General features: G+C 64.8%; 11 protein-coding genes. 8 read left to right on the top strand and 3 right to left on the bottom strand.

Going from position 1 to position 14,276, the window contains the following annotated elements; genetic code table 11:
* The first annotated feature begins 2 nt into the window (after positions 1–2).
* From doeB to FJ428_RS05985, 6 genes are all read left to right on the top strand, one after another.
* On the top strand, positions 3–1,004 hold the full coding sequence (doeB, locus tag FJ428_RS06010) for a N(2)-acetyl-L-2,4-diaminobutanoate deacetylase DoeB (RefSeq protein WP_140879077.1): 1,002 nt from the start codon (positions 3–5) through the stop codon (positions 1,002–1,004).
* Positions 1,005–1,262: 258 nt separating this feature from the next.
* On the top strand, positions 1,263–5,072 hold the full coding sequence (locus FJ428_RS06005; protein ID WP_140879076.1) for a hydantoinase B/oxoprolinase family protein: 3,810 nt from the start codon (positions 1,263–1,265) through the stop codon (positions 5,070–5,072).
* A gap of 72 nt (positions 5,073–5,144) precedes the next feature.
* Positions 5,145–6,140 (top strand): sugar kinase, encoded by a 996-nt coding sequence (locus FJ428_RS06000; RefSeq protein ID WP_140686140.1) that lies wholly within the window; start codon positions 5,145–5,147, stop codon positions 6,138–6,140.
* Entirely contained in the window at positions 6,137–7,399 is a 1,263-nt protein-coding gene (locus tag FJ428_RS05995; protein ID WP_140879075.1) for a D-tagatose-bisphosphate aldolase, class II, non-catalytic subunit, read from the top strand. The genes FJ428_RS06000 and FJ428_RS05995 overlap by 4 nt, the downstream gene beginning before the upstream one ends.
* Before the next feature lie 126 nt (positions 7,400–7,525).
* Complete coding sequence (locus tag FJ428_RS05990) at positions 7,526–9,022, top strand: aldehyde dehydrogenase family protein (RefSeq protein ID WP_140879074.1); 1,497 nt, start codon at positions 7,526–7,528, stop codon at positions 9,020–9,022.
* A gap of 164 nt (positions 9,023–9,186) precedes the next feature.
* Positions 9,187–9,462, top strand: a complete 276-nt coding sequence (locus FJ428_RS05985; RefSeq protein WP_140517323.1) for a hypothetical protein — start codon at positions 9,187–9,189, stop codon at positions 9,460–9,462.
* A gap of 25 nt (positions 9,463–9,487) precedes the next feature.
* On the opposite strand, the gene FJ428_RS05980 is transcribed toward FJ428_RS05985, so the two are convergent.
* The gene (locus tag FJ428_RS05980; RefSeq protein WP_140879073.1) at positions 9,488–10,714 is read right to left on the bottom strand and encodes an FAD-dependent oxidoreductase; all 1,227 of its coding nucleotides are present in this window, start codon (positions 10,712–10,714) and stop codon (positions 9,488–9,490) included.
* 174 nt (positions 10,715–10,888) lie between these two features.
* Positions 10,889–11,986, bottom strand: coding sequence for a CaiB/BaiF CoA-transferase family protein (locus FJ428_RS05975; protein WP_140879072.1), 1,098 nt, complete (start codon positions 11,984–11,986; stop codon positions 10,889–10,891).
* 120 nt (positions 11,987–12,106) lie between these two features.
* Here FJ428_RS05975 and FJ428_RS05970 point away from each other — a divergent pair, with 120 nt between their 5' ends.
* On the top strand, positions 12,107–13,129 hold the full coding sequence (locus FJ428_RS05970; RefSeq protein ID WP_140879071.1) for an LLM class flavin-dependent oxidoreductase: 1,023 nt from the start codon (positions 12,107–12,109) through the stop codon (positions 13,127–13,129).
* A gap of 52 nt (positions 13,130–13,181) precedes the next feature.
* Positions 13,182–13,829: a ThuA domain-containing protein gene (locus FJ428_RS05965; RefSeq protein ID WP_140499244.1), complete on the top strand. Its 648-nt coding sequence runs from the start codon at positions 13,182–13,184 to the stop codon at positions 13,827–13,829.
* 23 nt (positions 13,830–13,852) lie between these two features.
* Here the strand turns inward: FJ428_RS05965 and FJ428_RS05960 are convergent, their stop codons facing one another.
* Positions 13,853–14,272, bottom strand: a complete 420-nt coding sequence (locus FJ428_RS05960) for a VOC family protein (RefSeq protein WP_140879070.1) — start codon at positions 14,270–14,272, stop codon at positions 13,853–13,855.
* Between the last annotated feature and the right edge of the window lie 4 nt (positions 14,273–14,276).

The raw sequence follows: 14,276 nt of genomic DNA, 5'->3' as shown, positions 1-14,276 counted from the left end.
CGATGTCCGACCTTCGTCCGTCGCCGGTCTCGCCCTCGGTCGATTTCGATCGCGACGGCGCACAGCACGGTTTCCTGCGCCTGCCCTACAGCCGCGACGATTCGGCGTGGGGCTCGGTGATGATCCCGATCTGCGTCCTGCGCAACGGCAAGGGGCCGACGGCCCTTCTGACCGGCGGCAATCATGGCGACGAATATGAAGGGCCGCTGGCGCTCTATGATCTGGCGCGCACGCTCGATCCCGCCCAAGTCAGCGGCACGGTCATCATCGTGCCGGCGATGAACTATCCGGCCTTCCGCGCCGGCACGCGCACCTCGCCGATCGACAAGGGCAACATGAACCGCAGCTTTCCAGGCCGGCCAGACGGTACGGTGACGGAAAAGATCGCCGATTATTTCCAGCGGGAGCTGCTTCCCCGCGCGGATATCGTGTTCGACTTCCATTCCGGCGGCAAGACGCTGGACTTCGTGCCGTTCTGCGCCGCCCATGCGCTGCCGGACAAGGCCCTGGAACAAAGGGCCTTCGCGGCGGTCGAAGCCTTCGCGGCGCCGTTCTCGATGCGCATGATCGAGATCGATGCCGTCGGCATGTACGATACCGCCGCCGAGGACATGGGCAAGGTGTTCGTCACGACCGAGCTCGGCGGTGGAGGCACGTCGAGAGCCGAGACGGTGCGGATCGCCCGGCGCGGCATGCTCAACGTGCTGAGGCATGCCGGCATCGTTGCCGGTGAGGTCGAAAAGACGCCAACCCAATGGCTCGACATGCCGTCCGGCGATTGCTTTGCCTTCGCGGAGGAAGACGGCATGGTCGAGACGATGGTCGATCTCGGCGAGCCCGTCGAGAAGGGCGCGGTGCTGGCACGCATCCATTCCACCGGCCGAACCGGCATCGCCCCTCAAGAGATCCGGGCAAAAATGTCGGGCATGTTGGCGGCGCGGCACTTCCCCGGCCTGGTCAAGGCCGGCGACTGCGTCTCGGTGGTTGCCGCATTGGTCGATTGACGGAAGCCCCCCGCCTTCAGGCAAGTTCGGGCCTATCCCGCATTTTTCCATCCTGGATCCAGATAGCGGCCGGCGAGCCAGCCGGCCGCGCTCACGGCTCCGGCCGGCGCGCTGCGGAGGCGCGTGCCTTGCCAGGGCCTCAGACATCCAAAGCCACCGTCATCGAAGAGGCGATGGCGCGACGACTTGTTCCGGCGCGAACTCGGGTATCAAAGAGTATGACTTTGCTGCCATACTCGCGATAAAGAGGGTGTCGGAATGCAACAAAAATGGGATTTCTGGATCGACCGCGGCGGCACGTTCACCGATGTTATCGGCCGTGATCCCGAGGGCGGCCTGCATCCGCGCAAGCTTCTGTCCGAAAATCCCGAGGCCTATGCCGACGCAGCCATCCAGGGCATTCGCGACCTTCTCGGGCTGCGCCCCGGCGAGCCTATCCCCGCCGGGCTGATAGGCGACCTAAAGATGGGCACCACGGTCGCCACCAACGCGCTGCTGGAGCGCAAGGGCGACCGCGTGCTTTTGCTCATCACCAAGGGATTTCGCGATTCGTTGAGGATCGCCTATCAGGCGCGGCCTGACATCTTCGCCAAGGAGATCGTCCTCCCCGAACAGCTCTACGAGCGCGTCATCGAGGTCAACGAACGCGTGCTTGCCGACGGCTGCGTCGAACGGCTGCTCGACATCGCTGCCTGTCGCCCGGCAATCGAACAGGCAAAGGCGGACGGCATTGATGCGGTCGCCATTGTCTTCATGCACGCCTGGAAATATCCCGATCACGAAAAGGCCGTCGCAAAGGTCTGCCGCAAGCTCGGTTTCGGCCAGGTTTCGGTCAGCCACGAGGTGTCGCCGCTGATCAAGCTGGTCGGCCGCGGGGACACCACCGTGGTCGACGCCTATCTGTCTCCGATCCTGTCGAGATATGTGCAAAGGGTAGGCCAGGAACTCGGCGTTCTCTCCCCCCTCGAGGGGGAGATGTCGGCGAAGCCGGCAGAGGGGATCGCCGCAGAAGGCACCACCAAGACGTCGAACCCCGTCGACCCGACCCGACCCGGCAGCTTCGCCGCCACTCTCCCCTCGAGGGGAAGGGAAAATCCCCGCCTGATGTTCATGATGTCCTCTGGCGGGCTCACCGCCGCGGACCTGTTCCAGGGCAAGGATGCGCTGCTGTCTGGCCCGGCCGGCGGGGTCGTCGGCATGGTCGAGACGGCCAGGCTCGCCGGCTTCGAAAAGGTGATCGGTTTCGACATGGGCGGCACCTCCACCGATGTCGCCCATTATGACGGCGAATATGAGCGCGCCTTCGATACCGAGGTCGCAGGCGTGCGCGTGCGCGCGCCGATGATGCGCATCCACACCGTCGCGGCCGGCGGCGGCTCGGTCCTGCACTACGAAGCAGGCCGCTTTCGCACCGGCCCGGACTCCGCCGGCGCCAATCCAGGCCCCGCCGCCTACAGGCGCGGCGGCCCGCTCGCCGTCACCGACGCCAACGTCATGCTCGGCAAGCTGCAGCCGGATTTTTTCCCGGCCATCTTCGGCCCCGGCCAGAACGAGCCGCTCGACGCGGAGATCGTGCGCCAGAAATTCACCGCGCTCGCCGCTAAAATCGGCGACGGCCGCTCGGCCGAAGCGGTGGCCGAAGGGTTCGTCACAATCGCGGTGGAAAACATGGCCAACGCCATCAAGAAGATCTCGGTGCAGCGCGGCTACGACGTCACCGAATATCTTCTGAACTGTTTTGGCGGCGCAGGCGGCCAGCACGCCTGCCTGGTCGCCGACGCACTCGGCATGGAGGCGGTGCTGATCCATCCGTTTTCCGGCTTGCTGTCGGCCTACGGCATCGGCCTGTCTTCGGTCTTTGCCTCACGCCAGCAGGCCTTGCTTGCACCGCTCGCGGAAGAATCGAGGCCGGCAATCGAAGGCCTGATCGCGGCCTTGCAAACCGCCGTTGTCGCGGAACTCGCCGCACAAGGCATCGCCGAGGACGCGGTGACCGCCAGACCGGCGTTGCAGATCCGTTATGACGGCACCGACACCGCACTTCCGGTGCATTTCGACCATGGCTCGATGTTGCGGGCGAGGGCCGATTTCGAGGCTGCCCACAAGGCGCAATTCGGTTTCGTCTATGAGGACAAGCCGATGATCGTCGAAGCTGTGAGCGTCGAGGGGACGGAGGCGGGCGGCGAGCAGAATACCGAAGTCTATGCGCAGGCGGGGCAGCCATCAAAAGCCAGAGCCGAGGAGGTCCGGCGGATCTATACGGAAGGAAAATGGCACGAAGCCGACGTCTGTCGGCGCGAGGCGTTGCGGCCGTCCGATCGGGTCGCTGGCCCCGCACTGATCATCGAGCCCAACCAGACTATCGTCGTCGAGCCGGGCTGGCAGGCCGAGATCACGGCCAGGAACCATGTGTTGATGCGGCGTACCAGCAAGAAACGCCGGCAGGCGGCACTTGGCACCGAGGCCGATCCGGTGATGCTGGAAGTGTTCAACAATTTGTTCATGTCGATCGCCGAGCAGATGGGCGTGACGCTGCAAAACACCGCCTATTCCGTCAACATCAAGGAAAGGCTGGATTTCTCCTGCGCCGTTTTCGACCGGAACGGCGCGCTGGTCGCCAACGCGCCGCATATGCCGGTGCATCTGGGCTCGATGGACCGCTCGGTCGAGACCATCATCCGGCTGAATTCCGGCGACATTCATCCCGGCGACGTCTTTGCCCTCAATGCCCCCTATAATGGCGGCACGCATCTGCCCGATATCACGGTGGTAACGCCGGTTTTCGAGGAAGAGCGGCCGATTTCCCCCACAAGAGGGGAGATTGGCCAATCGCCCAAGATCCTCTTCTGGGTGGCGTCGCGCGGCCACCACGCAGATATCGGCGGTACCGCGCCGGGCTCGATGACGCCACTTGCCACCACGGTCGACGAGGAAGGCGTGCTGTTCGACAATTTCCGTATCGTCGATCGCGGAAAGTTCCGCGAGAATGAGCTGCAGACGCTGCTCACCGATCACCGCTATCCGGCCCGCAATCCGCACCAGAATATCGCCGATCTCAAGGCGCAACTCGCTGCCAACGAAAAGGGCGTGGCGGAGCTGCGCAAGATGGTGGCGCATTTCGGGCTCGATGTCGTCGAGGCCTATATGGGCCATGTGCAGGACAATGCGGCCGAAAGCGTGCGGCGCGTGATCGAGCGGTTGCCGGATACATCGGCCTATGAATATCCCACCGACACCGGCCAGGTGATCAAGGTGAAGATATCGGTCGACCGGCAAAAGCGTGAGGCGACGGTCGACTTCACCGGCACGTCGCCGATGATGAAGAACAATTTCAACGCGCCAGAGCCTGTCGCCCGGGCCGCGGTGCTCTATGCCTTCCGCGTCATGGTCGAGGACATGATCCCGATGAATGCCGGTTGCCTGAGGCCTATCAACATCATCATCCCGGATGGCTCGATGCTGAAACCCGCTTATCCCGCCGCCGTCGTCGCGGGCAATGTCGAGACCTCGCAGCACGTCACCAACGCCCTGTTCGGCGCCATGGGCGCCATGGCCAATGCGCAAGGCACCATGAACAATCTGACCTTTGGCAACAGCAAGTACCAGTATTACGAAACGATCTGTTCGGGTTCGCCCGCCGGCCAGATGAATTCCGGCCGCGGCTTTGCCGGCACGTCGGGCGTTCACACCCATATGACCAATTCGCGTCTTACCGATCCGGAAATACTGGAGCTGCGCTTTCCGGTGATGCTGGAGGATTTCCACGTCCGCGAAGGCTCCGGTGGCAAGGGCAGGTGGAATGCCGGCGACGGCACGAAGCGCACCATCCGCTTCCTGGAGAAGATGGAATGCGCCATCCTGTCCTCGCATCGCAACCGGCCGCCGCAAGGGCTGGACGGCGGTGGCGATGGCGAGGCCGGCTCGACCAAGGTGCGCCGCAAGGACGGCACGGTCGAGGTGCTGAAAGCCTGCGACCAGACGGTGCTTCAGGCCGGCGACGCCGTCATCGTGACGACGCCGACGCCCGGGGCGTTCGGAAGGCCGGAGCCAGGGCCGTCCAACGTTTGATAGAATCGCGGAACCGCTCTATCCGTTTTTTGGAATCCGCATTTCCCTTGCCTTTCACACGGGGCCTTCGCCATGCCAAGCAAATCCCCATTGAAGACACTGGCGCCCGATGGACTCGGGCCGACCGTCACCGTGGGCGAGATCCTGGTGGAGATCATGGCCACCAGCCGTGGCAACGGCTTTCTCGAGCCCATCGCGCTGACCGGACCCTATCCGAGCGGGGCGCCGGCGATCTTCGTCGACCAATGCGCCAGGCTTGGCGGGCGGGCCGGCATCATCGCCTGCGTCGGCGACGATGATTTCGGCAGGATCAATGTCGAGCGCCTGCGCCGGGACGGTGCGGATGTCTCGGCCATCGCCGTCAGCCCAGACTATCCGACGGGCAGCGCCTTCGTGCGCTACCGTGAGGACGGTTCGCGCGACTTCGTCTACAATATCGGCAAATCGGCCGCGGCGCGGGTCGGCTTGACCCCTGAGGCCAGGGCGCTGCTGGCGCGTTCGGGCCATTTGCACGTCATGGGCACCGCACTCAGCATTCCCGTCATTTGGGAGGTGCTCGACCATGCCATCGATGTGGTCAAGGGACGTGGCGGAAGCATCTCGCTCGATCCCAATCTTCGCAAGGAACTGCTCGGCCATGGCCAGACGCGCGAGCGCTTCGCGCGGCTTCTCGACATTGCGGATCTGATCCTGCCGTCGGGTGAGGAACTCCACACCGCTTCGGGCAACGACAATGAAGCCGACGCGCTCGCCTCGCTGTTTGCCCGCGGCGCCGGCGAGGTCGTCGTCAAGCGCGGCGCGTTGGGCGCGTCCCTGTTCGGCGCCGACGGCAGCCGCGTCGAGTCGCCCGGCTTCCTGGTCGAGGAGATCGATCCGACCGGCGCGGGCGACTGTTTTGGCGGCGCCTACATCGCCTGCCGCAGGCTCGGCATGCCTGCCGTGACCGCGCTCGATTACGCGAATGCGGCAGGCGCGCGCAACGTCACGCGGCAAGGCCCGATGGAAGGAGCCGGTACGCGCGCTGAACTCGATCTGTTCATTGCCAACACGCCGAGGCGACGCCCGTGACCGATCCATTGCTGAAACTTGCAAATTCCCGGCGGCGGGGCGCGGCGGAAGGCATCACCTCCGTCTGCTCGTCCCATCCGGTCGTGATCCGGGCCGCAGTGCGCGACGCCGCGCTGTTCTCGCGGCCGCTGCTGATCGAGGCGACCTGCAACCAGGTCAACCAGTTCGGCGGCTATACCGGCATGCAGCCCGCCGACTTCGTCGCGGCGGTGACCGCTATTGCCGGCTCCGAAGGCCTTGCGCCCGAGCGGGTCATCTTCGGCGGGGATCATCTCGGTCCCAATCCATGGCGAAAGGAAGATGCCGGCGCGGCCATGGCGAAGGCCGAGGACATGGTGTCCGCCTATGTCCGGGCCGGTTTCCGCAAGATCCATCTCGATGCCTCCATGGGATGCGCGGGCGAGCCGGCGGCGCTGGATGACGCTACGATTGCCAGGCGCGCCGCCCGCCTGGCGCGCAAGGCCGAGGACGCCGCCAGCGGGACCGACCGGCCACTCTACGTGATCGGCACCGAGGTTCCGCCGCCGGGCGGAGCGGATCATCTCATCGGCGAAATCAGCCCCACAAGCCTGTCCGCGGTCCAGCACACACTGGCGGTGCATCGGCAGATCTTCCACGAGAACGGCCTCGCAGACGCCTTCTCGCGGGTCATCGCCGTGGTGGTGCAGCCGGGCGTGGAGTTCGGCAACGAGAACGTGGTCTTCTACGATCGCGCCAAGGCGCTGCATCTGCGCGAATTGCTCGACCAGGAAGCGGGCCTGGTCTACGAAGCCCATTCCACCGACTATCAGACGCAAGCGGCCCTACGCGAACTGGTCGAGGACGGCTTTGCCATCCTCAAGGTGGGGCCGCAGCTGACTTTCGAACTGCGCCAAGCGCTCTATGGGCTGGACCTGATCGCCTCCGACCTGTTGCCTGGCTACGGCGCGCGCCCGCTTTATCAGACCATGGAAGCGCTGATGACGGCCGATGCCAAGGACTGGCACAGCCACTACCACGGCTCTGCGGCGCAACAGCGCGTGCAGCGGCACTATTCGCTGTCGGACCGCATACGTTACTACTGGAACCATCAGGAGGCGATGGAAGCTGTCCAGCGATTGACGGCCGCCTTGTCGGGCAAGGCCGTGCCGGTGACGCTGTTCCATCAGCATCTGCCTGCGCTCGACCGCTTCGCCGGGCAGCCGCTCGATCCGGAGGCGGTGTTGGTGGCCGCGGTTCAGCAGGCGCTGGAGGGCTACCGCTTCGCCTGCAGCGGGTGAGGCGGACGATATCCGGGCGCGTGCAAACGGGGTCTCCGTCCGATCGTTCCGACGACTTGTCGGCTTCCTGCTTGAGGTGTGCCGGCGCCGGAGTAATAGTCGCGGCGGAATTGCGAGGAGGAGAAGATGACGCTGAACTTCGACCCGAGGGCGAAGGCCGCGACGCTCTACCATGGCGAATTCCGGCCGATGTTCATCGGCGGCAAGTGGGTCGCGGCGCAGTCCGGACAGGAGATGCAGGCGCTGAACCCGGCGACAGGGCAGGTGTTGGCGACGGTACCTCGCGGAGGCGTCGCCGACATCGACGCGGCGGTGGCGGCTGCGCGCACCGCTTTCGAAGGCCCGTGGTCGGGATTTTCTCCTTACGAGCGGCAGTGCGTGCTGCTCAGGATTGCCGATCTCTTCGAGAAGAACTGGGAGGAGCTCTGCGTCTCCGACACGCTCGACATGGGCCTGCCGATCACGCGCACGCTTGCCAACCGGCGCCGCGTCATCGGCATGCTGCGCTTCTATGCCGGGATGGCGACCGTGCTGCATGGCGAATCAATCGACAATTCGATCCCGGGCGAGATCGTCACCTTCACAAGGCGCGAACCGGTGGGCGTGGTCGGCGCCATCATTCCCTGGAACGCGCCGACCGCCGCCTCGATCTGGAAGATCGCGCCGGCCCTCGCCACCGGCTGCACCATCGTGCTGAAGCCCTCGGAAGATGCGTCGCTGACGCCGCTCTTGATCGCGCGGCTGATGCAGGAAGCGGGCGTTCCCGACGGGGTCGTCAACATCGTCACCGGAACCGGGGCCGAAGCCGGCGCGCGGCTGGCCGAACATCCCGACGTCAACAAGATCGTCTTCACCGGCTCGACGCTCACCGGCCAGGTCATCGCCCGGGCGGGTGTGGCCAATCTCAAGCGCGTTTCGTTGGAGCTCGGCGGCAAGTCGCCGTTCATCGTGTGCCGCGACGCCGAGATCGACAAGGCCGTTCCGATCGCGGCGATGGCCGTCTTCGTGCATTCGGGCCAGGTCTGCATCGCCGGTTCGCGACTGTTCGTGGCACGCGAAATCCATGACGAGTTCGTGCGCCGGCTCGCCGATTTCGCCGGCAGGCTGCGCATCGGCCACGGCATCGAGGCCGAAACCGAAATAGGGCCGCTTATCAATGCCAGGCAGGCCGGCAAGGTGGAGGGCTACATCAAGGCCGGCAGCGAGGAGGGCGCGGAACTGGTTGCCGGCGGATCGCGGCTGACCGGTGATCTCTATGACGGCGGCAACTTCATCGCGCCGACCGTCTTCGGCGCAGTGTCCGACCAAATGACCATCGCGCGCGAAGAGATCTTCGGGCCGGTTATCTCGGCAATGCCCTTCGATACGCTTGACGAAGCCGTCGCCCGCGCCAATGCGACGCCTTATGGGCTGGCCGCCGGCATCTTCACCAGCCATCTCGGAACCGCACACAAGCTCGCCCGCCGCGTCAAGGCGGGTTCGGTCTGGGTCAACATGTACCACGCCATCGACCCCGCCGTGCCGTTCGGCGGCATGAAAATGTCGGGCTACGGCCGCGAGGGCGGCATCGAACATCTGCACGAGTATCTGGAGACCAAGTCGGTATGGATCCAGACCGACTAAGGCCTTTGTCGGTTGTCAGGCGAGCCGGCCTGCGCCGCCGGTTCCCAGGCTGCCGCTCATGCACGCCGGCTGCAAATCAACCGGCGCCCGTTCTCAAGAACTTTTCTTTATCCGGCGATTTTTGGATATAAGATGAAATCCGGTTGGCCAGGAAGGTGTTGTCGATGACGACGAAACGCTTCGCGATCTGCGCTCTCGCCCTTGTGATGGGCTGCGGCATCGTCTCTTCGGCGTCCGCCGGGGCCAGGCACCGCCACCACCAGGGCGAACCCGAACGCTATGTTCCCGCTGACGGCGATATTATCGACATACTGTTCGGCGGCCCGCGCTACTATGACCGGCAGCTTGTCACGACGGCCGCCGGCGCCTGTTCCTACCACCGGGTGGGGCCGGATGCGAATGCGCTGAACAAGATCAACGATCACCATTGCGGAAAATAGCGGGCCGACCGCTCCGCAAGCAGGCTCATGACGCTTCCCATCCGGGAAAGCGGTCCGGCCGCAGCCATGTCTGGGCTGGGCTGCCATTGCCGGAAAACACGGCGTCAACCAGCCAGCGCGCGGTGGCGGGGGCGGCATGCATGCCGATGGAACCCATGCCGCCATGCACGAACAGGCCCTCGACGGCCGTCCTGCCAGCGACCGGCAAGCCATCGGACAGCATCGGGCGGTTGCCGGGATAGACGTTCCTGACCTGCGGCGCGCCGAGGCCCGGCAGCATGCGCAGCGTGCGGCTGGCGATCCGGCTCGCCATGTCGGTGTTGCGGACGAGATCGCGGAAGGCCGGCTGGACGGAGGCGCCAAGCCTGGCATCGCCGCCGCCCATGGGGTTGAGGCAGATGGCTTCCACCGCCGGCTGGTCGTCGCGCTGCGCGGCGACATCGGCTAGGCCGTCGAGCCTCATGCGCCGGCCGAGCTCTTCCTGATCCGGCCAGGTCAATTCCTCGACGATCCAGGGCAGCTCGAAGTCGAGTTTTCCCAACTGGATCAACCAGCCGCGGCCGGCGGTGAAGGGCAGGCCGGGCAGCGGTCCGTCGCCGACGGTGCGGCGCAGAAGGTCCGACATCCACAATCCGTTGGCGATGAAGACGAGATCGGCGGGAACGATCCCCTGGTCGGTCAAGATACCCTGGACCTTGCCGCCCCTGGAGAAGATCTGGGCGACGCGCAGGCCAGTACGGATCGTCGCGCCGGCCTCACGGGCGGCGTGGGCGAAGGCATGTGTCCCGCCCATGGGTTCCAGCGTCCATGCACGGCCGACGGAATAGGCGCCTGCCACGTTGAAGCCGACACGCGGGTGGTCGCGCGCCAGTTCCTTGCCCGTGATCTTTTCCATCGCCACGCCGGCTTCCCTGTAGCGGTCGGCCACGGCGGCAGCCGCCTCGAAACTCGCCTCGTCTTCGGAAATCAGCAGATGTGCGATGGCGGCGAATTCGAAGGGAACGGGTCCGTCGGCAAGCTCGGCATAGATCGCGACGCTGGCGTCCAGCAGTTCGACGACCTCTTTCTGCGGGCCGGTGAGCAAGGTGCCGGTGTTTCGTCCTGAGGACTCGGCGGCGATCATGCTCTGCTCGAGGATCGTCGTCTTGAGACCGTGGCGGGCCAGTTCATAGGCGAGCGTGCAGCCGGCGATGCCGCCGCCGATGACCACGGCATCCATTGGTGTCTGGACGCGAGTCGAGTTGAAGGACATGGAGCGCAGCCTCCTCCCAATGAAAGTATCTCGTATACTCGTATACGAGATACTTTTCAAGTATGCCGTCCACGACTGCCGCAAGTGCCGCCACGATATCGTCTTCGGTCCGAGCCGGGCGCAGGCCAGCCGGCGATTTCCTCAGCCAAAGGCGGGTAGCCGAAAGCTGCCTTTTCAACGACTTGCGGTTGGATCCGCAAGTTCGGCACGAATCTCCGCACCATGTTCGTCGTGTGCCGGACTTTTCGCCGGTGCCTTTGCCGTCCGTTTGGAAAAACGGGGGGCAGAGGCAGCTTGGAGGGCGCCATTCTCGACCAACCAGGAGCCGCGTGCGGCCATGTGCGGATGCAGCGCCGCCTCATGCGGGCTGAGCACAGGCCCGACGCAGGCATCCGTTCCCTCGAACAATTTCATCCACTCGTCTCGGGATTTTTCGGCAAAGATCGCTTCCAGCCGGCTGCCGAGCTCAGGCCAGAGGCCGCGGTCGAACTGAGCGGCGAACTGCGGATCGCCGCCCAGGCCAAGCCTGTCGAGGAACAGCGCATAGAATTTCGGCTCGACGCACTGGACGCTGATAAAGCCGCCATCTGCCGTGCGGTACACGCGGCACCAATGCGGTCCGTCCAGAAGACTCCGGCCACGCTCGGCGGCAAGCACGCCGGATTGTGCGAGGGACATCAAAAGATTCATCATGTGGGCCGAGCCGTCGACGATCGCCGCGTCGACGACCGTGCCTTCGCCACAGGCGCGGGCGTTCATGATGGCGGCCAGCATGCCGATCACCAGATAGAGCGCGCCGCCGCCTATGTCGCCGACCAGCGTCGGCGGCGCCATTGGCGGCTCGCCCGGCAGGGAAGCATACCAGAGTGCGCCCGACACGCCGGTATAGTTCATGTCGTGGCCGGCGGTGCGGGCGAGCGGGCCTTCCTGCCCCCAGCCGGTCATGCGGCCATAGGCCAGGCGAGGGTTGGCGGCCAGACACACATCTGGACCAAGCCCGAGACGCTCCATCACGCCCGGCCGGAAGCCCTCGATCAGGCCGTCGGCGGTGGCGATCAGGCGCATCAGCACGGCAACGTCCCCGGCATCCCTGAGGTCGAGCGCGATAGAGCGCTTGCCGCGATCGAGCAGCGAGCGCTCGGGAAGGCCCGGCACGGATGCATGCTTGCGGTGGACGACGATCACGTCGGCGCCGAGATCGGCGAGCAGCATGCCGGCAAAGGGCGCCGGCCCCAACGCCTCGATCTCGACGATGCGGATTCCCCTGAGCATCCCACCCTCCACGGCATTCAAACTTTCGGTAAGGCGCACTTGGTGTCACGCAGGGGCGACGGTGTGTAACCCTGCTCTTTTGGCATTGAAGCACGTGTCGCCGGTATATACGTCAGGGCCATGAAAAAAATCGGTTTCCTGTCATTCGGGCACTGGACGCCCTCGTCGCAGTCGCAGGTGCGCTCGGCGTCGGACGCGCTGTTGCAATCCATTGATCTCGCCGTCGCGGCCGAGCAACTCGGCGCTGACGGCGCGTATTTCCGCGTCCACCATTTTGCCCGACAGCTCGCCTCGCCATTTCCGCTGCTGGCGGCGGTCGGCGCCAAGACCAGCCGCATCGAGATCGGCACGGCGGTCATCGACATGCGCTACGAGAATCCGCTCTACATGGCGGAGGACGCGGGTGCCGCCGACATCATCGCAGGCGGGCGCCTGCAGCTCGGCATCAGCCGGGGCTCGCCCGAACAGGTGATCGATGGCTGGCGCTATTTCGGCTACGCGCCGCAGGAAGGCAAAAGCGACGCCGACATGGCGCGGCATCACGCCGAGGTCTTCCTCGACACGCTGCGCGGCGAGGGCTTCGCCCAGCCCAATCCGCGGCCGATGTTTCCCAACCCGCCCGGCTTGCTGCGCCTGGAGCCGCATTCTGAAGGCCTGCGCGAGCGCATCTGGTGGGGTGCCGCCACCAACGCCACTTCGGAGTGGGCGGCGAAGCTGGGCATGAATTTGCAGAGCTCGACCCTCAAATTCGACGAAAGCGGAAAGCCCTTCCATATCCAGCAGGCCGAGCAGATCCGGATCTATCGCGAGGCCTGGAAGGCGGCCGGCCATGAACGCGAACCGCGCGTCTCGGTCAGCCGCAGCATTTTCGCGCTGGTCGACGACCGGGACCGCGCCTATTTCGGGCGCGGCAATGAGGGCCGCGACCAGATCGGCTTCATCGAGGAAAACACGCGGGCGATCTTCGGGCGCAGCTATGCCGCCGAGCCGGACGTGCTGATCAAGGAGTTGGCCGAGGACGAGGCGATCGCCGAGGCCGACACGCTGCTGCTCACCGTGCCCAACCAACTCGGCGTCGACTACAACGCCCATGCCATCGAGGCGATCCTGACCCATGTCGCGCCGGCGCTGGGTTGGCGCTGACAGCCGAGCCGTGTAACCATCGCTGCTGCGGACAGTTCAGGAGGTTCACTGCATGGCAAAGAAGGCCTTGATTGCCTGGGGTGGGTGGGAAGGCCATACGCCCCAGCGCAGCGCCACTGTGGTGCGCGACATGCTGGAGCGCAATGGATACACGGTCACGCTCGGCGAGGGCACGGGGATGTTTGCCGATCCGGAGCTGAACTCATTCGATCTCATCGTGCCCGTCATCACCATGTCGAAGATCGAAAAGTCCGAGCTGCAGAATCTGACGCGCGCGGTTCGACAGGGAACGGGACTCGGCGGTTTCCACGGCACGATGGGCGACAGTTTCCGCAACGAGCCGGACTATCAGTTCATGACCGGTGGCCAATGGGTCGCGCATCCCGGCGACATCATCGACTATCGCGTGGTCATCACCAAACCGGACGATCCGATCACGAGAGGCATTAGCGACTTCGCCTACCGGTCGGAGCAGTACTACATGCATGTCGACCCGAGCAACGAGGTGCTGGCGACGACCACCTTCACCGACGAGCATTTCCCGGGCATCGGCGGCGTCGACATGCCGGTTGTCTGGAAGCGAAGATATGGCGCAGGCAAGGTCTTCTACAGTTCGCTCGGACACACGGCGGATGAGTTCGCGATGCCGGAAATGGCTGTCATCGTCGAGCGTGGTTTGCTCTGGGCCGCGCGGGGGTAGCTGCCCACTGAAACCGCGACAGCCTACCAATCGGCGACGCGATCGCCGCCTGTGAATTGCGCGCTCTTGCCGGTGTATTCGAACAGTTCGATCTTCACGCCGTCGGGGTCGCGCAGCCAAGCCTGATAGGTGTCGTCGCAGGCGAGTTTTTTCGCGGTGACCTCCACGCCCCTGGACGCGATATGCGTGATCGCGGCGTCGATATCCTCCACCTCCAGGCAGAAATGGTTGATCTGGTTCGTCTCGCTGAACCGCGCACCCTCTTTGTGAAAAACCTCGATATGGCTGCGGCCGCCGCAATTAAGGTAGAAACCGAAAATCTTTCCGTCGCGCAGGAAATTGAACTGGATATCCATGCCCAGGACATCCTCGTAGAAGCGCCGTGTCTCGTCCAGATCATTGGCGAAGATGCAGACATGGGCGAGTTGTTTGACCTTGATCATGGCT

The sequence above is a fragment of the Mesorhizobium sp. B2-8-1 genome, assembly GCF_006440955.1.
GTDB lineage: Bacteria > Pseudomonadota > Alphaproteobacteria > Rhizobiales > Rhizobiaceae > Mesorhizobium.
The sequence above is the reverse complement of the archived record's forward strand: the minus strand, read 5'-3'. Positions and strand labels throughout refer to the sequence as shown.